The 20,691-nt window shown below is 63.4% G+C and carries 20 protein-coding genes; 7 read left to right on the top strand and 13 right to left on the bottom strand.

What is annotated here, in order from left to right; all coding sequences use genetic code 11:
• The first annotated feature begins 11 nt into the window (after positions 1–11).
• Positions 12–929 carry a LysR substrate-binding domain-containing protein gene (locus NKJ15_RS07385; protein WP_352681108.1) on the top strand — a complete coding sequence of 306 codons (918 nt, stop codon included), beginning with the start codon at positions 12–14 and terminating at the stop codon, positions 927–929.
• 14 nt (positions 930–943) lie between these two features.
• On the opposite strand, the gene der is transcribed toward NKJ15_RS07385, so the two are convergent.
• Complete coding sequence (der, locus tag NKJ15_RS07380) at positions 944–2,377, bottom strand: ribosome biogenesis GTPase Der (protein WP_352681106.1); 1,434 nt, start codon at positions 2,375–2,377, stop codon at positions 944–946.
• A 6-nt stretch (positions 2,378–2,383) separates the two neighbouring features.
• The gene (locus tag NKJ15_RS07375) at positions 2,384–3,049 is read right to left on the bottom strand and encodes a tetratricopeptide repeat protein (protein ID WP_023674063.1); all 666 of its coding nucleotides are present in this window, start codon (positions 3,047–3,049) and stop codon (positions 2,384–2,386) included.
• Positions 3,050–3,253: 204 nt separating this feature from the next.
• Between NKJ15_RS07375 and NKJ15_RS07370 the strand changes: the two genes are divergently transcribed.
• The gene (locus NKJ15_RS07370) at positions 3,254–4,246 is read left to right on the top strand and encodes a polysaccharide deacetylase family protein (RefSeq protein ID WP_352681213.1); all 993 of its coding nucleotides are present in this window, start codon (positions 3,254–3,256) and stop codon (positions 4,244–4,246) included.
• 27 nt (positions 4,247–4,273) lie between these two features.
• Here the strand turns inward: NKJ15_RS07370 and sbmA are convergent, their stop codons facing one another.
• The 3 genes from sbmA to NKJ15_RS07355 form a co-directional block, all read right to left on the bottom strand.
• The gene (gene sbmA / locus NKJ15_RS07365; RefSeq protein WP_352502001.1) at positions 4,274–5,551 is read right to left on the bottom strand and encodes a peptide antibiotic transporter SbmA; all 1,278 of its coding nucleotides are present in this window, start codon (positions 5,549–5,551) and stop codon (positions 4,274–4,276) included.
• A 116-nt stretch (positions 5,552–5,667) separates the two neighbouring features.
• On the bottom strand, positions 5,668–6,822 hold the full coding sequence (locus tag NKJ15_RS07360; protein ID WP_352681102.1) for a YbfB/YjiJ family MFS transporter: 1,155 nt from the start codon (positions 6,820–6,822) through the stop codon (positions 5,668–5,670).
• A gap of 113 nt (positions 6,823–6,935) precedes the next feature.
• Positions 6,936–7,145 (bottom strand): hypothetical protein, encoded by a 210-nt coding sequence (locus tag NKJ15_RS07355; protein WP_352681100.1) that lies wholly within the window; start codon positions 7,143–7,145, stop codon positions 6,936–6,938.
• Positions 7,146–7,242: 97 nt separating this feature from the next.
• Here NKJ15_RS07355 and NKJ15_RS07350 point away from each other — a divergent pair, with 97 nt between their 5' ends.
• From NKJ15_RS07350 to NKJ15_RS07340, 3 genes are all read left to right on the top strand, one after another.
• Complete coding sequence (locus tag NKJ15_RS07350) at positions 7,243–8,157, top strand: LysR substrate-binding domain-containing protein (protein ID WP_352681098.1); 915 nt, start codon at positions 7,243–7,245, stop codon at positions 8,155–8,157.
• 81 nt (positions 8,158–8,238) lie between these two features.
• The gene (locus NKJ15_RS07345; protein ID WP_352540132.1) at positions 8,239–9,495 is read left to right on the top strand and encodes an aminopeptidase; all 1,257 of its coding nucleotides are present in this window, start codon (positions 8,239–8,241) and stop codon (positions 9,493–9,495) included.
• Positions 9,496–9,552: 57 nt separating this feature from the next.
• The gene (locus NKJ15_RS07340) at positions 9,553–9,918 is read left to right on the top strand and encodes a DUF488 domain-containing protein (RefSeq protein WP_352540133.1); all 366 of its coding nucleotides are present in this window, start codon (positions 9,553–9,555) and stop codon (positions 9,916–9,918) included.
• A 156-nt stretch (positions 9,919–10,074) separates the two neighbouring features.
• On the opposite strand, the gene NKJ15_RS07335 is transcribed toward NKJ15_RS07340, so the two are convergent.
• The 8 genes from NKJ15_RS07335 to NKJ15_RS07300 form a co-directional block, all read right to left on the bottom strand.
• Complete coding sequence (locus NKJ15_RS07335) at positions 10,075–10,428, bottom strand: ArsC family reductase (protein ID WP_352502008.1); 354 nt, start codon at positions 10,426–10,428, stop codon at positions 10,075–10,077.
• Positions 10,429–10,725: 297 nt separating this feature from the next.
• Positions 10,726–12,153: an aldehyde dehydrogenase family protein gene (locus tag NKJ15_RS07330; protein ID WP_352768614.1), complete on the bottom strand. Its 1,428-nt coding sequence runs from the start codon at positions 12,151–12,153 to the stop codon at positions 10,726–10,728.
• A gap of 34 nt (positions 12,154–12,187) precedes the next feature.
• Positions 12,188–13,273: an ABC transporter ATP-binding protein gene (locus NKJ15_RS07325; RefSeq protein WP_352502010.1), complete on the bottom strand. Its 1,086-nt coding sequence runs from the start codon at positions 13,271–13,273 to the stop codon at positions 12,188–12,190.
• Complete coding sequence (locus NKJ15_RS07320; RefSeq protein ID WP_023674050.1) at positions 13,263–13,871, bottom strand: cupin domain-containing protein; 609 nt, start codon at positions 13,869–13,871, stop codon at positions 13,263–13,265. Before NKJ15_RS07320 ends, NKJ15_RS07325 begins: the two co-directional genes overlap by 11 nt.
• Before the next feature lie 180 nt (positions 13,872–14,051).
• Complete coding sequence (locus tag NKJ15_RS07315) at positions 14,052–15,128, bottom strand: ABC transporter substrate-binding protein (RefSeq protein ID WP_352681093.1); 1,077 nt, start codon at positions 15,126–15,128, stop codon at positions 14,052–14,054.
• Positions 15,113–15,991: an ABC transporter permease gene (locus tag NKJ15_RS07310; protein WP_352681091.1), complete on the bottom strand. Its 879-nt coding sequence runs from the start codon at positions 15,989–15,991 to the stop codon at positions 15,113–15,115. Before NKJ15_RS07310 ends, NKJ15_RS07315 begins: the two co-directional genes overlap by 16 nt.
• Positions 15,988–16,875 (bottom strand): ABC transporter permease, encoded by an 888-nt coding sequence (locus NKJ15_RS07305; protein WP_352681089.1) that lies wholly within the window; start codon positions 16,873–16,875, stop codon positions 15,988–15,990. Before NKJ15_RS07305 ends, NKJ15_RS07310 begins: the two co-directional genes overlap by 4 nt.
• Before the next feature lie 84 nt (positions 16,876–16,959).
• Positions 16,960–18,243, bottom strand: coding sequence for an NAD(P)/FAD-dependent oxidoreductase (locus NKJ15_RS07300; protein WP_352814696.1), 1,284 nt, complete (start codon positions 18,241–18,243; stop codon positions 16,960–16,962).
• A 225-nt stretch (positions 18,244–18,468) separates the two neighbouring features.
• On the opposite strand from NKJ15_RS07300, the gene NKJ15_RS07295 reads away from it, so the two are divergent.
• Both NKJ15_RS07295 and NKJ15_RS07290 read left to right on the top strand, forming a co-directional pair.
• The gene (locus tag NKJ15_RS07295) at positions 18,469–19,626 is read left to right on the top strand and encodes a fumarylacetoacetate hydrolase family protein (RefSeq protein ID WP_352452558.1); all 1,158 of its coding nucleotides are present in this window, start codon (positions 18,469–18,471) and stop codon (positions 19,624–19,626) included.
• A 78-nt stretch (positions 19,627–19,704) separates the two neighbouring features.
• Positions 19,705–20,499, top strand: a complete 795-nt coding sequence (locus tag NKJ15_RS07290) for an SDR family oxidoreductase (protein ID WP_352681085.1) — start codon at positions 19,705–19,707, stop codon at positions 20,497–20,499.
• Positions 20,500–20,691: the final 192 nt, after the last annotated feature.

Below are 20,691 nucleotides of genomic sequence, written 5' to 3'. Positions count from 1 at the left end.
GGATTATTGGCATGCGACGCGTGACATTCGATCTCGACGTTCTGCGCAGCTTCGTTACCGGCATGGAGCTGGGCAGCTTCGCCAAGGCCGCCGACCGGCTCGGCCGCTCGACCTCGGCAATCAGTGCGCAATTGAAGAAGCTGGAGGAGCAGGCGGCGATGCCGATCTTCCGCAAATCTGGGCGTGGCCTGGCGCTGACGGACGCGGGCGAGACCATGCTCGGCTACGCGAGGCGGCTGATCGAGCTCAATGACGAGGCCGCCTCCGCCATCCACGATGTCGAGCTGGAGGGTTGGGTGCGGCTTGGGCTACAGGAGGATTTCGGCGAGGCCGTGCTGCCGGAGGTGCTCGGGCGCTTCGCCCGCGCCCATCCCAAGGTCAAGATCGAGGCCAGGATCGCACGCAGCCATGAGCTTGCCGAACGGATCATTTCGGGCAGCCTCGATATCGCGCTTGCCTGGCACAATGGCGCGACGCTGCCCTACAGCCGGCATGTCGCCGACGTCCAGATGCGCTGGATCGGCCCGGCAAAACAGATCGAGATCAGCCTGCGTGATGGCGAGGCGTTGCCGCTGGTGGCGCTCGAAGCGCCGTGCCTGCTGCGCAGCGTGGCGACCGAAACGCTCGACCGCGCCGGCCTGGCATGGCGGATGGCCTTCTCCAGCCCGAGCCTTGGCGGCATCTGGGCAGCCGTCGCCGCCGGGCTCGGACTGACGATCCGCACCGATATCGGCCTGCCGGCCACCGTCAGGGCGATGACGCCGGAGATCGCCGGGCTGCCCGCCTTGCCCAAGATGGCGCTGTTCCTGCACCGCAAGGAGGCCGAGCCCGACCCCGTGGCAGCGCGGCTCGGCGACATCCTGCTGCAGGCAGCGCTCGAAGCGTTGCCGCAGACGCAATCGGCGCCTGTCTTGCGCAAAGTGGCGTAAAGGAGAAGTGGCGCCTAGCGGCGCTTCTTTGCCTTGCCGGCGAAAGGATTGTCCGAGGTGCGCAAGGCGATGCGGATCGGCACGCCGGGCATGTCGAAAGCCTCGCGCAGGCTGTTCGAGAGATAGCGGACGTAGGATTGTGGCATCGCATCCGGCCGTGAGCAGGAGACGACGAAGCCCGGCGGCCGCGTCTTGGCCTGCGTGACATATTTGATCTTCAGCCGACGCCCGGCGACAGCGGGCGGCGGATGATGCGCCAGGATGCCTTCCAGCCAGCGGTTGAGCTTGCCGGTCGACACACGGCTGTTCCAAACTCGATGCGTCCGGATGACGGCATCCATCAGCTTGTCGAGGCCACGCCCGGTCTCGGCCGACACCGGCACCGCCTGCATGCCGCGCGCCTGCGGCAGCAGCCGCTCGGTTTTTTCGCGCAGCTCGGCCAGCAACTCCTGGGGATGATCGACAAGGTCCCATTTGTTGAAGGCGATCACCGGGGCACGGCCTTCGCGGATGATCAGGTCGGCGATCTGCAGATCCTGCTTCTCGAAGGGAATGGTGGCGTCGAACACGATGATGACGATCTCGGCAAAGCGGATGGCGCGCAAGCCGTCCTGCACCGACATCACTTCGAGCTTTTCGTGGATCCTGGCCTTGCGGCGCATGCCGGCGGTGTCGAACAATTTTAAGCGGCGGCCATGCCAGTCCCAGTCGACCGAGATGGAATCGCGAGTGATGCCGGCCTCAGGGCCGGTCAACAGCCGCTCCTCGCCGATCAGCGCGTTGATCAGCGTCGACTTGCCGGCGTTGGGGCGGCCGACGACGGCGATGCGCATCGGCTTGGTGTCGTCATAGCTCGGCTCGGCGTCCGGGTCGGTGATGTCCTCGCCGATCAGCACCTCGCTGGCGGCGACCTCATCCTCGCCGGCCTCTTCGTCCTCGCCGAAGGCGCGCGCCTCGCCAAGCGCTGCGATCACCGCGTCGCGCAAATCGGGCAGGCCCTGGCCGTGTTCGGCCGAGACCGGGATCGGTTCGCCAAGGCCGAGCTCCCAGGCCTCCAGCATGCCGCCCTGGGCGCCGCGCGCCTCGGCTTTGTTGGCGACGACGACAACCGGCTTGCCGGACTTGCGCACGATCTCGGCGAAGGTCTTGTCGTCGGGCATCAGCCCGGACTTGGCATCGATCGTGAAAAAGATCAGGTCGGCCTCGCGGATGGCGATCTCGGTCTGGGCGCGCATGCGGCCGGGCAGCGTCGAGGCAGCCGCATCCTCGAAGCCGGCGGTGTCGATGACGTCGAAATGCAGGTCGTAGAGCTTTGCGGCATGGACGCGGCGATCGCGAGTGACGCCGGGGGTATCATCGACAAGCGCCAGCTTCCTTCCCACCAGCCGATTGAAAAGGGTCGATTTGCCGACGTTAGGCCGGCCGATGATGGCGACTTTGAAGGTCATGGACTATCACGACACGCCGCCCGAGCCGCGGATCAGCTCGGACATCAATGTCGCCCGCTCGCGCGTGTTGCGCGGGGCGCCGTCATCCGCGGCGATCTGGTCGAACAGCTTCAATGCATCCGCCGCCTTGCCTTCCTTCCAGGCGGCAAGGCCAAGCGCCTCGCGCGCCGTATGGCGCAGCGTGTTGGTGTCGGCGGTGAGCGCCTCGACGCGGCTGGAGACATCGGCGAAAGAGCCGTGGTCGACCAGAAGCAGCGCTGCCCTGAGACGCGCCATGTCGCGAATGCCGGAGGGGATCTTGGTATCGGCGGCGACCTCGTCGAAATCCTTGACGGCGGCGTCGACGTCGCCCTTGTCCGCCTTGACGGTTGCCGCGCGCATGCGGGCGAGCAGCGGATAGGCGCCGTAGCCGTCCTTCTCCAACGCCTCCAGAGCGGCAAGCGCCTCGTCGTTCTTCCCGTCATTGGCAAGCTTGAGCGCCTGCGAGAAGGCATCGCCGGAGCGGTTGGCGCGGGTCTCGTCCCAATAGCGGTAGCCAACGACAGCGGCAGTGCCGAGCACCACCAGCACGGCCAGCACAAGCAAGGCGGGACCGAAACGGTCCCACAGCGCATGCGCCTGGTCGCGACGAATCTCTTCGTTGACTTCGCGGATAAAACTGTCGTCCGACATGGATCAAAACCATTCATGCCCCGGCCGGGGCGGTTGATGAGCCCGCGTTTTAGCGAAATTTTGCCGGCATGGAAGGGGTTCGGCAGGAAAATCGCCTATTCACGAGGCAGTCGCCGCCAACGGCGGCCGACAGGTCGATCGTACCCGTGCCATATTTCACCGGTAGGCGTCGCTTCTACATTCCCTAAATCAAGTCAGATGCCTTTGCCCCATTTGTCCCGCGTTATTGCGTTTTCCATTGCCGTGTTTGCTGCCGGCGCGGCTTTTGCCGACCCGCCGGCGCCGCCCGCAAAACCGAAGCAGATCGTCATTATCTCATTCGACAGCGCCCGCGACATTTCGCAGTGGCAGCGCAGCCGGGCGCTGGCCGCACGCACGGGTGCGCATTTCACCTATTTCGTCTCCTGCGTGTTCCTGCTGTCGCCCGAGACACGCAAGGAATACACCGCGCCCGGCAAGACAGAAGGCAAATCGAACATCGGCTTTGCCGCCTCCAAACAGGAAGTCGCCGAGCGGCTCGAGCAGATCAACCTCGCCGCCTCGGAAGGCCACGACATCGGCAGCCATGGCTGCGGTCATTTCGACGGCAAGGACTGGAGCAAGGCCGACTGGCTGAGCGAATTTGGCGCCTTCAGGCATGTTCTCGAAAACGCCTATTCGATCAACGGCATTGCTGCTGAACCGAAGGGCTGGCGCGATTTTGCCCGTAAGTCGGTGGTCGGCTTCCGCGCGCCTTATCTGTCGGCAAACAAGGCGCTTTACGAGGCGCTGCCCGCGGCCGGCTTCCTGCTCGACGCAAGCGGCGTCTCGCGTGGGCCGGTTGAGCCACCGACCGTCAACGGCATCACGCGCTTTTCGCTACCGCAGATCCCGGAAGGGCCGAGCTCAAGGCGGGTGATCGCCATGGATTACAATCTCTATGTCAGGCATTCCGGCGGCTTCGAGCGGCCGAGCATGGCGGAAGAGTTCGCTGACCGGACCTATAACGCGTTCCGCGCCGCCTTCGATGCGCAATATCAGGGCAAGCGCATTCCGCTTGAGCTCGGCTTCCACTTCACGCTGATGAATGACGGCGCCTACTGGAACGCGCTGGAACGCTTTGCCGGCGAGGTCTGCATCAAGGCGGACGTCGAGTGCATCAGTTTTCGCGATTATGTTTCGCGGCGAGGCGAAAGGCGGGCGGCGGTGGGCGGCTGAGCCGCAAGCGCCCGCCGCCCGCCAGGCTTAGCTTGCCGGCTGGTCCTCAGGACGCAGCCCGGCTTGCTCGCGTTCCAGATAGCGCTGGTCGATTTCGGGCAGCGGCTCGCCTTCGAGCGTAGCCTCGAAGGCGCGCAGGCGTTTGTGCACCGACTGCAGCTCAACGATGGTCGACCACGAAGTGAGCAGGAACTGGAGCGATCCTGTTACTCGGCCAAACGCATTGGAAATCTGCTGGAAGGCTCCGAAAGTTATTCTGTGAGCCACAAAGGATGGTCCAAGGATCAGCATTGCGAAGATATTGTCGGCCTGCAGGTAGGTGTAACGTACAACATTGAAATAGATGTAATGAAAATAGAGCCGGAAATAGTTGTGGCGAACCTTTGAAAACAGCTCGGCAGTGGTTGCAGGCTGAGCTCGATCCTCGTGATCTTCGCCATAGACGAGTTCTTTACGATAAGCTGCCTCGACACGCTGGTTCCGGAACTGCAGGCCCGGCAGTTTCAATCCGGCAACCATGACTGAGATTGTTCCGAACAGACACCAGGCCAATGCGGCAACGACCAAAGGCTGAGGGATCGCACCGACGATCGGCAGTTCGCTGATATGGCTCTGCAACTGGATCATCACCGGCAGGAATGCAATCAAGGTCATGATCGACTGGACAAAGCTGGAACCCAGATCTTCCATGATCTGCGAGAACCGCATCGTATCCTCCTGAATACGTTGTGAGGCGCCCTCGATGTGGCGGAGCCTGCTCCAGTTCTCCACGAAGTAATTGTTCATCGCGGTGCGCCAGCGGAATATCCAGTGGCTCACGATGAAGGCATTGACGACCTGTACATTCATTCCTATCAGCGCGAGCCATGAAAAGCTCGCCAATCCGGCATAAAACTCTGCGTCGGTGGATTTAATAGTCCCCGACATCAATCCCTGGATATAGTCAAAGAAAGGCCCATACCAGGCGTTGACCGCGACACTGACCTGTACATTGAAATAGATGAGGAACAGGATGACCGCGCTGATCAATATCGACCAGTTTTGCCACGGATGCGGTGCATACCAACTCCAGAACGCATAGAAGACGGCAACGCAAAAAGCGAAATAGAGATAGAACCACAGAAACGGGTTCGACCAGAGCACGGCAATACCAATAATGGGCGGTGCATCAGCCGCAGCCGGCGGCAAGCCGAACACAGCGCCCAGCTGCTCGCCACCGAAAAACCAGAACAGGATAGCGGCAAGGCTCCAGACGGCCAAGGAACTGAAGAACAGCTTCGGCTGCGGAAAAAACGATACGAACACTGTGGCGAAATCCTCGGTCGGCGCAAATCAGCGGCGTTGGTCAGCGGGCATAAAGTCACACATTAGTGGGAAAGAAAATGCCCGTGCGCGATGCCCGCAACCGAGCAAGACCATAATCATGGCGATTTTGGCGCAGCCGACCAGGCGATCGCGCCGGAAGCGAGCAGGACGGCGGCAGCCACGATCGAGGCAAGGAAAAAGTTGCCCGAGGCCTGCGCAAGCAGCCCGGCGACGATCGGGCCGATGATCTGGCCGAGGCCGAAGGCGGCCGTCATCACCGCCAGCATCCGGCGTGGTGCTTGCGGAGCAAGCTGCCTGCCGGCCTGCAGGCCAAGCGCGGTGATGGCTATGAAGGTGCCGCCGACAAGAAGGCCGCCGAGCAGCGGCCCGGTGCGCCCGCCCATGACGACACTGGCGCTGACGCCGACCACCTCGACCAGGCACCCCAGGGCATAGGTGGCATAGAGCCCGATCCTGGCCGTAAGCTTCTGCCACAGCCAGACCGAGGGGGAACCGGCAAGGCCGGTGACCATCCAGACCACGGCCTCGAAGACGCGGCCGCCGCCGCCCTGGCGGACGATGGCGACCAGGAACGTTGCCGTGACGATGTAGCCGAAGCCGAACAGGCCGTAGGCGACGATGATCTTCACCAGCGACCGGTGCTTCGGCAAGGCCGGCTCGCTCCCGGTGGTGCTGTTCGCGGCCGAGGTGCCGCCGGCCAGCAAGGCGACGGCGGCAAAGCCGCAGGCAGAAATCACCGCCGACCACAGCCAGCCCGCCGCCCAGCCCGCATGTTCGGTGACGAGGAGCGCCAATAGCGCCGAGGACGCCGCGATGCCGAGGCCGACACCGCCGAAATACAGCGCCTGCAGGTCGTTTCGACCGGCCGCGGCGAGATGACCGAAAACGATGCTGGTCATGAAGACCAGGACAAAGGCGCTTGCAACGCCGGCAAGAAAGCGGATGAGGAGAAAGCCGGGCATGGTACCGGTCAGGCCCATCAGGCCGGCGAGGATCGCGGTGGCGGCAAGGCCGGCCAGCATCAGCTGGCGCTCGCGGCCTTGCGCCCAGCCGCCGGTGGCGGCAAGCGCGCCGACGAGGTAGCCGAGATAATTGGCCGATGCGATCCAGCCGGCATCGGCCGGCGACAGGCCGAGCTCTTCCATCATGCCGGGCAGGATCGGCGTATAGACGAAACGGCCGATGCCCATGGCGACGGCCAGGGCGATCATGCCGGCGATTGCCAGGCGCAAGGGCGAAGCGATGTTCATCGCGGTGCACCATAGGTGCGCCTGCCGGCGAGACAATCCGCCTTTTATTGGGCCAGAAGGGCTGCGCAGCCGCGTCGGCGGCCGGCTCACCTGAAGTGCCAGCAAGTCCTTGTTCAGCCGCAGCAGGTCCTTGGCGGGGCCGTCTCGAAGCGGGTACGACGCGCGGTCAGCCTGAACGGTATGTCGGCGAGTTCGCGCTCCGACATGGTGTCGAGCACCGGATGCGACAGCGGATCGGTCACCCAATTGATGGCCTCGCTGTCATGCCGGTGCGGCTGCGTTCCGATCGGGGAAAAGGCGCCGAGCCATGATAAGATCTTCATCGGATTTGCCTCCTCACTCTGCGTAACCCACTTAGAATCCGCCGTTCGTTAGCGTCTGGCAATTGAGATTTCCGCCGCTCCAGTTTAGAAAAACTGTATGGCTACTCTGAACCGCGTCCATCTCAACGGCTTGCGCGCCGTGGAAACCGTTGCCCGCCTGGGCTCGCTTGCGGCGGCGGCCGGCGAGCTCAACGTCTCGGTCAGCGCCGTCAGCCAGCAGATCAACCGGACAGAAAAGCAGCTCGGCCGGGCGCTGTTCGAACGAACGCCAGCTGGCCTGGTGGCGACCGAATTCGGCACCGTCTTTAGCGCCCGGCTCAGCGCAGGCTTCCGCGAACTCGCACAGGCGGTGGCGCTTGCCGACGAAAGCTCGGAGTGCACGCTCGTGGTTTCGGTGGCGCCGGCTTTCGCCTCGAAATGGCTGCTGCCGCGGCTGTCGCGGCATTTTGCCCGCCATCCGAACGTGCTCCTGCGCATCGATGCCTCGGTGCGGCTTGCCGATCTCGATCGTTCGGACATCGACGTCGCCATCCGGCTCGGCGACGGCAAATGGCCGGGCGGGCGGGCCGAATTGCTGCTGGCGCAGGAGGTGTTTCCGGTCTGCGCACCGGTGATCGCCAGCAAGCTGAAATCGATCGAGGACCTTGCTTTGACCTGTGCGATCACGGACGAAAGGTCGATGATCAGTTGGGAGAGCTGGTTCGAAGCGGCCGGAGTGGAGCCGGTCACCTTCATGAACGGCGCGCGCTTCACCGATCCGATGCTGTGCCTGGAATCGGCGATTGCCGGTCACGGCGTCATGCTCGGCTGGCATTTGCTGGCCGCCGACGCACTGGCCGACGGACGTCTCGTCGCGCCGTTCGGCATACGCGCCCAGAGCGGCCTCGGCTATTGGCTGGTGACTTCGGCCAGCAAGGGCGAAAGCCGCAAGGTCAGGGATTTCAAGACCTGGATCCGCGAAGAGATCGAGGCGACGATGGCGCAGTTCAGGTCGCTCGAGAGCGCCAGCTAGACCTGCCGGCGTCATCAGAGTGGAAAGGTCGGCAGCGCCGGTCTATGTAAGAAACAGTCCCCAATCACGGCAGGCAGGATCATGACCACACATTCGCGCGGCGTTTCCGCAAGCATCGACCCGGTGAAGCTCGACAGGCTGGCGGAGGTCGCCGTCAAGGTCGGGCTGCAATTGCAGCCGGGGCAGGATCTGGTGCTGACCTCGTCTATCGCCGCGCTGCCTCTGACGCGGCGGATCATCGAGCACGCCTACAAGGCAGGCGCGGGCCTGGTGACGCCGATCTTCAACGACGATGAGATCACTCTCGCGCGCTTCCGCTACGGCGCCGACGCCGGTTTCGACCGCGCCGCCGGCTGGCTCTACGAAGGCATGGCAAAAGCCTTCGCCAACAATGCGGCTAGGCTCGCCGTGCGCGGCGAGGATCCGTCGCTGCTTTCGGCGCAGGACCCGGCAAAGGTGGCGCGTGCCAACAAGGCGAATTCGATGGCCTACAAGCCGGCGCTGGAGAAGATCACCGGCTTCGACATCAACTGGAACATCGTCGCCTATCCCGATCAGGCCTGGGCCAAGCAGGTATTCCCGGACGACGCCGACGACGTCGCCGTGGCCAAGCTCGCCGACGCTATCTTTGCCGCCTCGCGGGTGGATGTCGAAGACCCGATCGGCAATTGGACGGCGCACAATGCGGCGTTGAAGAGCCGCACCGAATGGCTGAACGGCCACAATTTCCACGCGCTGCATTTCACCGGCCCCGGCACCGACCTGACCGTCGGGCTGGCCGACGGCCACGAGTGGATGGGCGGCGCCTCGACCGCCAAGAACGGCATCACCTGCAACCCCAACATCCCGACCGAAGAGGTTTTCACCACGCCGCATGCAAGGCGAGTCGAAGGCCATGTCACCAGCACCAAGCCGCTGTCCTATCAGGGTACCCTGATCGACGGCATTGCGGTGCGTTTCGAGGCGGGCCGCATTGTCGAGGCCAAGGCCACGAAGGGCGAGGATGTGCTGCAGAAGGTGCTCGACACCGACGAAGGCTCGCGCCGTCTCGGCGAGGTGGCGCTGGTGCCGCATTCCTCGCCGATCGCCAAGAGCGGGCTGCTGTTTTTCAACACGCTGTTCGACGAGAACGCCGCCTGCCACATCGCGCTCGGCCAGTGCTATTCGAAGTGCTTCGTCGACGGCGCCTCGCTCGGCCAGGACGAGATCGCGGCGCGCGGCGGCAACAAGAGTTTCATCCACATCGACTGGATGATCGGCTCGGACAAGATCGACATAGACGGCGTCCATAAGGACGGCAGCCGCGTGCCGGTGATGCGCAAGGGCGAGTGGGTTTAGGCCCGGGATCTCTAAACGAAGGGCAGCAAGCAGCGGCGCCTGCTGGCCCATGCGGAATTGGCAATGGAGCTCGCGGTAAAGCGCATCTATGAGCCGCCGGCGCCCGATGACGGGCAGCGGGTGCTCGTCGACCGCATATGGCCTCGCGGCGTCCGCAAAGAGGAAGCGGCGCTGACGCTATGGCTAAAGGACATCGCGCCAAGCAATGGGTTGCGCAAATGGTTCGGCCATGAGCCGGCGCGCTGGGCGGAGTTCCAGCGGCGATACCGCGATGAGCTCGACCGGAACGGCGAGGCGGTCGGCCAGCTGTGCGCTCTGCTCGACAAAGGCCGGGTGACGCTGCTCTACGGCGCGCATGACAAGAAGCACAATAACGCGGTGGCGCTGGCGAGCTATTTGCGTGGGAAAACCACAAGCGTTTGATACGATCAATATGCAGGCAGGCGGCATGTCGCCGGCTATCGCCAATATCCAAGGTTGCAGTGGTGAGCGGAGCGCCGAAGCTGCCAATCTCCACCCTTGTTGGGGGAGATGTCCGGCAGGACAGAGGGGGACGCGACGGATCATGGCGGGTCGGTCCTATTTCCCACTCACCGCCTGCTGATAAACATCAGGCTTGAAGCCAACGAGAACCCTGTCGCCAAGTTCCAGCACCGGACGCTTGATCATCGTCGGTTTGGCCAGCATAAGCGCCTTGGCCTTGTTCTCGTCCAAGCCCAGTCTGTCCTCGTCCGACAGTTCACGGAACGTTGTGCTCGCCTTGTTGAGCAGGATTTCCCAGCCGACCTTGCCTGACCAGCCGTTCAGCCGATCCGCTTCAAGCCCGTCTGCCCTGTAGTCGTGAAAGCGATAGGCAACATCATGGCTCGCCAGCCAGGAACGCGCCTTCTTGACCGTATCGCAATTGGTAATGCCGTACATGGTGATCGTCAAAACGGATCCTCGGACCGGTCGATTCTAGCGGCACCGTAAAACCGCGCCTCTGACTTTTCCAGCGGCCTCGCCGGCCGTCGGCGATTTTCACGCTTGCCACGAGGAGATGGGCTTTCACGACGGCTGGGGCACGGTGGCGGATCAGTTGGCCGGCTATCTCAAGACGATCTGAGGCGACCCTGCTTCGCACTCACATTGCGGCCACGGAGCCGTCGTGGCCGTTCAACCGAACGCCGGTGCCGAGGCACCAACGCTCGCAACAAACTTGACGGTTGGCGTAATGCCAATGTTGAACGCTCAGGCGCCGTAGCCGATGATGCCCTTGATCTCGAGGAAGTCGTGGATGGCCCAGTCGGCGTATTCGCGGCCGTTGCCGGACTGCTTGTAGCCGCCGAAGGGCGCGAACGTGTCCCATTCCGGATAGTTGATCGAGACCTGCCCGGCGCGTAGCCGGCTGGCAATCTTGCGGGCGTGGTCGATATCCCCGGACTGCACATAGGCAGCCAGGCCATAGACGGTGTCGTTGGCGATCTTCACCGCATCATCATCGTCATCGTAGGAGATGACCGACAGGACCGGCCCGAAAATCTCCTCCTTCTCGATGGTCATGCCAGGCCTGACGTGGCCGAAAACGGTCGGTCGCACATAATAGCCACGGTTGAGGTGTTCCGGCCGGCCGGGGCCGCCGGTGACCAGCGTCGCACCCTCGGCGATACCTGCCTCGATCAACCGCTGGATCTTGTCGAACTGGATGTTGCTGACCACCGGCCCGAGCTTCGTCTCCTCCGAGCGCGGGTCGCCGACCTTGTGCCGTTCGGCGGCCTTCCTGGCGATCGTCAGCGCCTCGTCGTGACGGGCGGCCGGCACCAGCATGCGAGTCGGCGCATCGCAAGACTGGCCGCTATTGCCGAAGCAGGCGTTGACACCCTTGCGCACCGCCGTCTCGAAGTCAGCGTCGGGCAGCACGATGTTGGCCGATTTGCCGCCGAGCTCCTGCGCGACGCGCTTTACCGTCTCGGCCGCCGTCTTGGCGACGATGATGCCGGCCCGGGTCGACCCGGTGAACGAGACCATGTCGACGTCGGGATGGCCAGCCATGACCTGGCCGACATCCGGACCAGTGCCATTCACCATATTGTAGACGCCCTTCGGCGTGCCGGCGGCGTCCATCACCTCGGAAAAGATGATGCCGCTGATCGGCGCGATTTCGGAAGGCTTTAAAACGACGGTGCAGCCGGCGGCGATGGCCGGCGCCACCTTGCAGACTATCTGGTTGAGCGGCCAGTTCCACGGTGTAATCAGCGCGCAGACGCCGATCGGCTCCTTGACCACCATGGTGGTGCCGCGCTTCTCGCTGAATTCGTAATCCTCCAGCGCCTTGATGGTAGCTTCCATGTGCGCCCTGCCCGCCCAGGCCTGCGCCTCGCGCGCCCACCTGATCGGCGCGCCCATTTCCTGGCTGACCGCCTGGGCGATGTCCTCGTAGCGCTCATTGTAGACGTCGAGGATACGCTTCAGCAGCTTCAGGCGCTCGGCCTTGGTCGTTTGCGAAAAGGCCGGGAATGCCGCCTTGGCTGCAGCCACGGCCTTGTCGACATCGGCTTTCGAGCCGACCGAGATTTTGGTGTAGGCCTCTTCAGTGGACGGATCGATCACATCCAGCGTTGCCGGAACCACCGGGCCGACCCATTTGCCGCCGATGAAAAAATTGAGATGATTGCTCATGGGTCGTGCTCCGGTTTTCTGGAAATGAGTGAGACTAGCTAGGCAGCATAGGGCAGTTGGCACCACGGCGCAGGCTGATATGCGCCACGTCGCCGACGCTGAATTGAAAACCCTCTGTCCGGCGCGGCGCGTCGATCACCACCTGTGTCCCCTGCCCCAACTCTGCATGAAGGCGCAAGGTGCGGCCGTGAAAGACGATGCTGTTCACCCGCACCGGTGCAGTACCGGCCGCCGCCTCGGTCGTGGCCAAAAGGTCCTCCGGACGCACGCCAATGGTGCGCACCGTGCCCTCGCCAGGCAGCTCGCCTTTATCCGAAATCGCTTCCAGCGGCAGAGCGCCGGCGATGAACCGCAAGCGCTCGCCGTCACGGCCGACAAAGCGCGACTGCAGAAGATTCATGGTGCCGATGAAGCTGGCGACGAATTTGGTGGCGGGGCGGTCGTAAAGGGTCGCCGGCGGCGCAATCTGCTCTATGCGGCCCTTGTTCATCACGACAATGCGGTCTGAGATCGACAGCGCCTCGGTCTGGTCGTGCGTGACCATGACGAAAGTGGTGCCAAGCCGCGACTGCAGCCGCTTCAGTTCGACCTGCATCTGCTCGCGCAGATGCGCGTCGAGCGCCGACAGCGGCTCGTCGAGCAGCAGCACACGCGGCTCGCAGACGATGGCGCGGGCAAGCGCGACGCGCTGGCGCTGGCCACCCGACAATTCGGACACGCGGGCGCCGAGCTTCTCGGCAAGGCCGACCATGTCGAGCGCTGCGCCGACGCGCTTTGCCTGTTCGGCACCGGAGAGCTTGCGCAGCGACAGGCCGAAGCCGACATTTTCGGCAACGTTCATGTGTGGGAACAGCGCGTAGTCCTGGAACACGGTATTGACAGGACGGTCGAAGGGCCTGAGCGCCGTGATGTCGCGGCCTTCGAGCAGGACCTTGCCGTTCGACGGGCTCTCGAATCCGGCGATGACCCGCAGGCTGGTGGTCTTGCCGCAGCCGGACGGTCCGAGCAGGGTCAGGAACTCGCCGCGCGAAATATCGAGATCGACGGCGTCGAGCCCGATGATGCCGCCGGGGAAAATCTTGGAGACCTTGTCCAGCCGGACGAGCGGATCAGGCGCCATCGCGAACCTCGGACGGTTTGGTCGTGTTGACCCACAGGATCTGGCAGCGCTCGCTGCCCGGATTGCGGAAGGCATGCAGCAACGTGCTCTTGAAGGCGAAGCTGTCTCCGGCCTTCAGCCCGTATCTGGTCGAATCGACCACCAGCTCGACCTCGCCCGACAGGACGAAGCCGAATTCATGGCCGGCATGAGCATAGGCTTCGGCGGTGCCGCCACCGGCTTCCACGGTCACCAGCATGCCGGTCAGCGTGGCGGCCGGCGGCGACAGCAGCGCCTTGGCGATGCCTTCCGACTTGACCGGGATCTGACGCCGGCTGTTGGCGCGCACGCAATAAAGATCGTTGCCGACATCATTGCCGTCGGCGATCAGCGCCGACGGCTCTATATCGAGGGCGGCCGCAAGCGGCCAGATCACGCGGACCCGCAATGACGACATGCCGCGCTCGATCTGGCTTAGCGCACCTATCGAGACACCGGCTTTGGCGGCAAGTTCGGCCAGCGAGAGATTGCGCTCCAGCCTGAGCGCCCGCACGCGCCGGCCGACCCTGACGTCGGCGTCGTCCTTCGGCTTCTCAGCCGCTTCGTCCAGCATGTCCATTCGTTCGTCCTTGTTTGGTTAGGTTTTCCCTTCTCCCCTTGTGGGAGAAGGTGGATCGGCGCGAGGCGCCGAGACGGATGAGGGGTGTTGGCCGGAGTGCTGTCGGTGCCATCTGGAACACCCCTCATCCGTCGCCTTCGGCGACACCTTCTCCCGCAAGGGGAGAAGGAAGAACCAGGCTCAGCCGCCTGCCTTGACCTTCTCGAACATCTTGGCGAGTTCGTCATTCTGCTTCATCGGTCCGGTGAAGATCGTGGTCTTCAGCATCACCTCGGGATCGGAAGGCAGCTGCAGTTTCTCCAACTCCTCCTTCGGCACAGCGGCGAAAGCCGAGCTGGTCGAGCTGCCATAGCCGTAGGCCTGGATCAGATACTTTCCGGAATCCGTTTCCAGCCGGCTGTTGATGAAGTCATAGGCTAGGTCGACGTTCTTGGCGTCCTTGAGCATGACGAAACCGCAGGCCCAGGTCAGCATGCCTTCCTTCGGCTTCATGAACTCGACAGGCACGCCCTGCTTCTTCAGCGAGGTGGCCGAGGCGTTCCAGGTCATGGCCGCGACCAGCTGCCCGCTCGCCAGTGCCTGTTCGACCGAGGTCATGTCGGTGGTATAGTTCGAGAGCAGCGGGCGCTGCTCGCGCAGTTTTTCCGCCACCTTGTCCATCTGTTCCGGTGTCATGTCGAATGGATTGACGCCGGCCAGAAGGGCCGCCACCACCGGTGTGTCGTGGACGGCATCGATGGTCGCCATGCGCCCGGCATATTGCTTGTCCCAGAGCAGGTTCCAGCTGGCTTGCGGGTTCTTCACCAGATCGGTGCGGTAGAGGATCGAGGTATTGCCCCAGTCCCACGGCACCATCCAGACCTTGCCGTCGCCGGCCTGCAGGTCGGGCAGGTTCTTGAAGACCGGGAAGATCGAATCCCAGTTCTTGATGCGCTTGGTGTCGATCGGCTGCAGCAGGCCTTCCTTGTTCCAGCGCGCCACCTTGTCATAGCAAGGGTGCGCGACATCGGGGCGGAAGCCGGCCTTGACCTTGGTGAAGGCGTCATCGTCGTCGCCGAACATCGAGGCTTCGACACCATCGGGGTGCGCGGCGAGGAAGCTCTTGTTGAAGTCGGGCAGTTCATAGCCCGACCAGGTGAAATATTGCAGCTTGTCGCCGGCAAAGGCGACAGTCGACGCAAGCGCCAGCGCCAGCGCGAAAGCAGCCAGTCCGGTTTTCGTTGTCTTTGCCGTTATCGATTTCAGGTCGAATGCCATTGCAGTTCTCCTCTTTCGGTTTCTTCTGGTTTTGACAGGCTGGCGGGCGCTGGCCGCCGGGTGGCGGCAAGCCCGCGATGGCGCAGGATTTCGGCGAGTGCGGCGATGACGAACGACACGGCCAGGATCGCCGTGCCGAGCGCCATGACGGTCGGCAGCGATTTCGGGAAGCGCAGCTGGCTCCAGATATAAAGCGGCAGCGTCGGCTCGGTGCCGGCAAGGAAGAAGGCGACGATGAACTCGTCGAACGAGGTCAGGAAGGCCAGCATGAACGCCGAAATAATGGCGGGCAGGCTGAGCGGCAGCATCACCCGTCTGAAGGTCGTCCAGTCCGAGGCGCCGAGGTCGAGCGCTGCCTCACGGACGGTCTTCGGGATGGCGGCGAAGCGGCTGCGCATGACCACCACCGTCGTCGGCAGCGCCACCAATACGTGGCCGAGCACAATGGCAACGCGCGACGGCCCGAAACCGGCGAGATTGACCAGGATCAACAGCGAGATGCCGACGATGACGCCGGGGATCAGGATCGGCAGCCGCGCAATGGCACTGATCGTGGCGGCCAGCGGCGAGCGACCGTAGAGGTCCATATAGGACACGGTGATGCCGCAGAGTGTTGCGCCGGTGGCGGCAATGGCGCCGATGACGAGGCTGGTGGCAAGCGCACCGGACAGCGCCGAATTGCCGACCAGCGTGCCGTACCATTCCAGCGTGAAGCCTTGCAGCGGAAATGCCGCCTGGATCGAATTGTTGAAGGAAAACAGCGGGATCAGCAATATCGGCAGATACAGGAACACCAGATAGGCAAGGACATAGACACCCAGCCAGCCGCCGCCCTGCCTTGCATCGATACGCGCCGTGTTCATGTGCGGCTGCCGTATCGCCGGTCGGCGAAGCGCACCACCAGCACCACGGCGAGAATGACCAGCATGACGGCGACGGCGAGTGCGGCGCCGAACGGCCAGTCATTGGCCTTGCCGAACTCGGCCTGGATCAGTGTGCCGATCATTGTACTGGCAGGGCCGCCGACCAGCGCCGGCGTCACATAATCGCCGACGGTCGGCACGAAGACGACGAGAGCGGCCGCCAGCACGCCCGGCATCGAATTGGGCAGCACGATGCGGCGGAAGCTGGTGAATGGTTTTGCGCCGAGATCGGAAGCGGCCTCGAGCAACGACTTCGGGATGGTGTCCAGCGCCACATAGATGGGCAGGATGGCGAACGGCGCATAAGCGTGGGCGAGCGTGACGACGACCGCTGCCGGCGTATTAAGGAAGGCCAATGTCGGCTCCGACCAGATGCCGCTTTCGATCAGCGCCGAGTTGAGCACGCCATTATAGGCAAGCACGATCTTCCAGGCGAAGACGCGCAGCAGATAGCTGGTCCAGAACGGCAGGGTCAGCAGGAACAGCAGCAGCCCGCGCCGCCGCCCGGCATGGAAAGTCAGATAGTAGGCAACGGGATAGGCGGTGACGACGGTTGCCAGCGTCACCAGGCCGGCGATGCCCAGCGAGCGCAGCGTCACCGTCCAGTACAGCGGATCGGTGGCCACGGTGACGAAATTCGCAAGGGTGAAACCAGCCCCCAGCAGCGAGCCGTCATTGCCGCGAAAGGCGAGAAAGAACACCAGGCCAAGGGCGAAAAGGATCAGCAAGAAGGTGACCAACCCGCCGGGCAGCAGCATGGCGAAGCGAAAACCCGGCGAAGACCGGGTTTCCGGCAGCGACTGCGTTAGGACGATGGTCGACATCGGCTCTCCATCGAAATTTGAAATCGATTAAGCTTTTTTCATGTTTGTGAAATTGTCAAGCTGTTTCATGCTTGGGCATGAACGTCAGCGTTCGAACGCGTCCAGCATCCGGTACCAGGCGATGGTCGCGGCGACGCCGACCTGCCGAAACGCATGAAACGGAATCGGCCGGATCGGCGAGACCGGGAACGGCAATTGCCTGGTGTCGCCGCTCGACAGGTAGGAGGCGATGCGCTCGCCAAGCGCGGTCATCAGGCCGATGCCGCGGCCCTGGCAACCGACGACCGCCAGCAGACCCTTCTCTGGCTCGTGGATATGCGGGAGATGGTCCGGCGTCATTGCCACCCGGCCGAACCACCGCTTTTCAATGGCCACATCGGACAGCGCCGGGTAGAGCCGCAGCAGCGCGCGTTCCAGATGCGCCCAGTCGGCCGGGCCGTTCGGCAAGGCCATGCGGCCGCGTCCGCCGAGCACCAGCCGACCATCGGAACTCTTGCGGTAATAGACGAGGATGCGGCGCGAATCCGACGCTGCCTGCCCTTCCGGCAGGATCGCCGCCGCGAGATTGGACGATAGCGGCGCTGTCGCGATCTGGAAGGAATGCAGCGGGACGATCGTCTCGGCGAGGCCGGGAAGCAGGCCGCCGGTATAGGCGTTGGTCGCCAGGACAATCGCCTTGGCCTTGAGTTCGGCGCCGCTTTCCGTAGAAACATGCCAAATGCCGGCATTCTTGCTGATCTGCATCACGTTCTGGCGCTCGGCGATCTTTACGCCCGCCGCTGCAGCGACGCGCGCCAGTTCCGACGTGTAGGCGAGCGGATCGATGGCACCGGCGCGGCGATCGAGCCAGCCGCCGAGATAGCCTTGCGCGCCGGTCATCGTCGCGATCTCCGTCCCGCTCAGCAGCCGGACATCGGCGCCGCGCGCCCGCCACTGCCGATCCCGGTTCGCCGACGCTTTCAGCGCGGTCTCGGTATGCGCGGCCTGGATCCAGCCATTGCGGACGAACGGCACCGCCAGTCTTTCGTCGCGGATCAATTCGAAGACGGTGTCAGCGGTCGAGGCGGCAAAGTTGACGAGCGCTTCGCCGCGTTCGAGACCAAAATGCTCCAGCAGCCAGTCCGGATCGTATTTCAGGCCGGGAATGACCTGACCGCCGTTCAGGCCGGATGCGCCATTGCCAATTTCGCCGGCCTCCAGCACCTGGACGGCAAGGCCGAACCGGGCAGCGTGCAAGGCTGTCGACAGCCCCATGATACCGCCGCCGACGATAACGACATCGACGCATCGGCCGGCTGGAAAAAGCGACTGGAACGCGGTGGCCGTCCGCGGCTTCTGCCAGATTGGATCGGAAAACCGTACGGGCAAGCGTCACCTGGAGATTTCAGTAGGTGAAAACCCTAGCGACGGTTTCATTATTTTGAAAGAGCGTTTTCCGTCGCCGTTGGCGCACGTCAGGCTCGATCAAGGTCCAGCGATGCGAAGACCGCTTGAAAGAATTGACAAAGCTCGTCCTGCAGGCGGGATAGACCTTTGGCGGGAATTTGTTGAAAGTGCCGCAGCCGAAGGACAAGCCAACAGGAAATGTAAGCCATGACGAACGCCACACATTTGCCCGCCGAAGGCCTGTTCGTGGGCCGCGCCCGGGCGAGCGATGCTTCCCATCCGCTGGTGGTCACGGTGCGTGACGGCACGGTCTTCGACATCACGTCAAATGTGGCACCGACCGTGCGCGACGTTTGCGAATTGCCGGATCCGGCGGGGCACGTCCGCTCGGCCAAGGGGCGGCCGATCGGCCCGCTCGATGCCATTGCCGCCAACAGTTTCGAGACAGCGCGCGATCCGGGGAAACCGTACCTGCTGTCTCCTGTCGACCTGCAGGCGATCAAAGCGTCTGGCGTCACCTTTGTCGTCAGTCTGCTCGAACGGGTGATCGAGGAGCAGGCGCGCGGTTCGGCGGAAAAGGCCGACGCCATTCGCGCCGACATCGCCGGGCTGATCGGCCACGATCTGTCGAAGCTCAAACCCGGCTCGCCGGAAGCGATGGAGATCAAGGCCAAGCTGATAGCGCGCGGCGCCTGGTCGCAATATCTGGAAGTCGGCATCGGCCCCGACGCCGAGATCTTCACCAAGTGCCAGCCGATGGCCTCGGTCGGCTTCGGCGCCGATGTCGGCCTGCATCCGGTTTCGACATGGAACAATCCGGAGCCGGAGATCGCCATGATTGCCGCCAGCAGCGGCAGGATTGTCGGGGCGACGATCGGCAACGACGTCAATCTGCGCGACGTCGAGGGGCGCTCGGCGCTGCTGCTCGGCAAAGCCAAGGACAACAACGCTTCGGCAGCACTTGGCCCCTTTATCCGGCTGTTCGATGAGACATTTTCAATTGGCGACGTAAAACAGGCGATCGTACGCCTGAAAGTCGAGGGCGAGGATGGGTTCTCGCTGGAGGGCGCCAGTTCGATGGCCGAGATCAGCCGCTCGCCGGAAGAGTTGGTCGCCGCCGCCATGGGGCCGCATCATCAATACCCCGACGGGCTGGCGCTTTATCTCGGCACCATGTTCGTGCCGTCGAAGGATCGCGGCGAAACAGGCAAGGGCTTTACCCACAAAGTCGGCGACATCGTCACCATCTCGTCGGAGAAATTCGGCGCCTTGGTCAACCGCGTGCGGCTGTCGCCCGACTGCCCACACTGGACCTACGGCGCCAGCCACCTGATGCGCGACCTCGCCAGGGCCGACCTCATCTAGTCCCGCAGCCTAACATCCGATAGTTTCTAGAATTCTCTGATTGGAAATTACCTGCTCGTCGGCATTCGGGAGAGTCCATTGATCGTCGCTCTTGAGGGCAAGACCCTTGTCGTTACCGGCGGAACGCAAGGGCTTGGCGAGACCATCGCCCGGCTGGCCTCAGCCGACGGCGGCGAAGGGATCGCCATTGTCGGCCGCAATGCCGAGCGTGGCAGACGCATCGCCGAAGAGCTTTCACGACCAAGCCGGCCCGTCGTCTTCATCCAGGCCGATCTTGGAGATCCGGCCGCGCCTGCAGCTGTCATGGCGGAAGCGATCAAAAGACTCGGCCGCATCGATTGTCTGGTGAACGCCGCGGCCCTCACCGACCGGGCCTCGCTGGAAACTGGCACAATCAACGACTGGGACAGGTTATTTTCCGTCAATGCGCGCGCGCCGTTCTTCCTCATGCAGGCGGCCGTAGCCGACATGAAGACACGGCGGGCGGCGGGGGCCATCGTCAACATACTGTCGGTGAATGCGCATTGCGGTACGCCGGACCTTGCCATCTATTCCGCAACCAAGGGCGCGCTTTCGACGCTGACCAGAAACATTGCCAACGCGCATCTTTCCGATCGCATCCGCGTCAACGGCATCAACATGGGCTGGGTAGCGACGCCGGCCGAACAAGAGATGCAGGCGCGCACGCTGGGCAAGGGCGAAAACTGGGCAAAGATTGCCGCCGCCGGCCTGCCGCTTGGTCGATTGCTGACCATGGACGAAGTCGCCCAGCTAACGCTGTTCCTGCTCAGCGACGCCTCCGGGCTGATGACCGGGACGCTTATCGACCTAGAGCAATCCGTGCTCGGCGCGCCGCCGCGCAGCATTGCATGACGGTCGCAAGGCCGATCGTCGCCCGCCTGGAAAATATCAGCCAAACTGATGCAATCTGATGGGATTGCTGATGGCGCGGTGCCTTGCGCCAACGTCCATTGGCAATCGAGGCTTGCCATCGATCGAAAAAGGGAATGCTCTAATGCGCCCAGGTCGACGCTGGCAAATGCGATCACGGCTTTGGCCGCGCAC

The sequence above is a fragment of the Mesorhizobium sp. M0207 genome, from assembly GCF_040321995.1.
In the GTDB taxonomy this organism is placed as follows: domain Bacteria; phylum Pseudomonadota; class Alphaproteobacteria; order Rhizobiales; family Rhizobiaceae; genus Mesorhizobium.
The sequence above is the reverse complement of the archived record's forward strand: the minus strand, read 5'-3'. Positions and strand labels throughout refer to the sequence as shown.

Bases quoted from the DNA above. Each gene is read 5' to 3' on its own strand.
- NKJ15_RS07385 (WP_352681108.1), top strand. From the start codon at position 12: ATGCGACGCGTGACATTCGATCTCGACGTTCTGCGCAGCTTCGTTACC.
- der (WP_352681106.1), bottom strand. From the start codon at position 2,377: ATGACCTTCAAAGTCGCCATCATCGGCCGGCCTAACGTCGGCAAATCG.
- NKJ15_RS07375 (WP_023674063.1), bottom strand. From the start codon at position 3,049: ATGTCGGACGACAGTTTTATCCGCGAAGTCAACGAAGAGATTCGTCGC.
- NKJ15_RS07360 (WP_352681102.1), bottom strand. From the start codon at position 6,822: ATGAACATCGCTTCGCCCTTGCGCCTGGCAATCGCCGGCATGATCGCC.
- NKJ15_RS07355 (WP_352681100.1), bottom strand. From the start codon at position 7,145: ATGAAGATCTTATCATGGCTCGGCGCCTTTTCCCCGATCGGAACGCAG.
- NKJ15_RS07350 (WP_352681098.1), top strand. From the start codon at position 7,243: ATGGCTACTCTGAACCGCGTCCATCTCAACGGCTTGCGCGCCGTGGAA.
- NKJ15_RS07345 (WP_352540132.1), top strand. From the start codon at position 8,239: ATGACCACACATTCGCGCGGCGTTTCCGCAAGCATCGACCCGGTGAAG.
- NKJ15_RS07330 (WP_352768614.1), bottom strand. From the start codon at position 12,153: ATGAGCAATCATCTCAATTTTTTCATCGGCGGCAAATGGGTCGGCCCG.
- NKJ15_RS07325 (WP_352502010.1), bottom strand. From the start codon at position 13,273: ATGGCGCCTGATCCGCTCGTCCGGCTGGACAAGGTCTCCAAGATTTTC.
- NKJ15_RS07320 (WP_023674050.1), bottom strand. From the start codon at position 13,871: ATGGACATGCTGGACGAAGCGGCTGAGAAGCCGAAGGACGACGCCGAC.
- NKJ15_RS07315 (WP_352681093.1), bottom strand. From the start codon at position 15,128: ATGGCATTCGACCTGAAATCGATAACGGCAAAGACAACGAAAACCGGA.
- NKJ15_RS07310 (WP_352681091.1), bottom strand. From the start codon at position 15,991: ATGAACACGGCGCGTATCGATGCAAGGCAGGGCGGCGGCTGGCTGGGT.
- NKJ15_RS07305 (WP_352681089.1), bottom strand. From the start codon at position 16,875: ATGTCGACCATCGTCCTAACGCAGTCGCTGCCGGAAACCCGGTCTTCG.
- NKJ15_RS07295 (WP_352452558.1), top strand. From the start codon at position 18,469: ATGACGAACGCCACACATTTGCCCGCCGAAGGCCTGTTCGTGGGCCGC.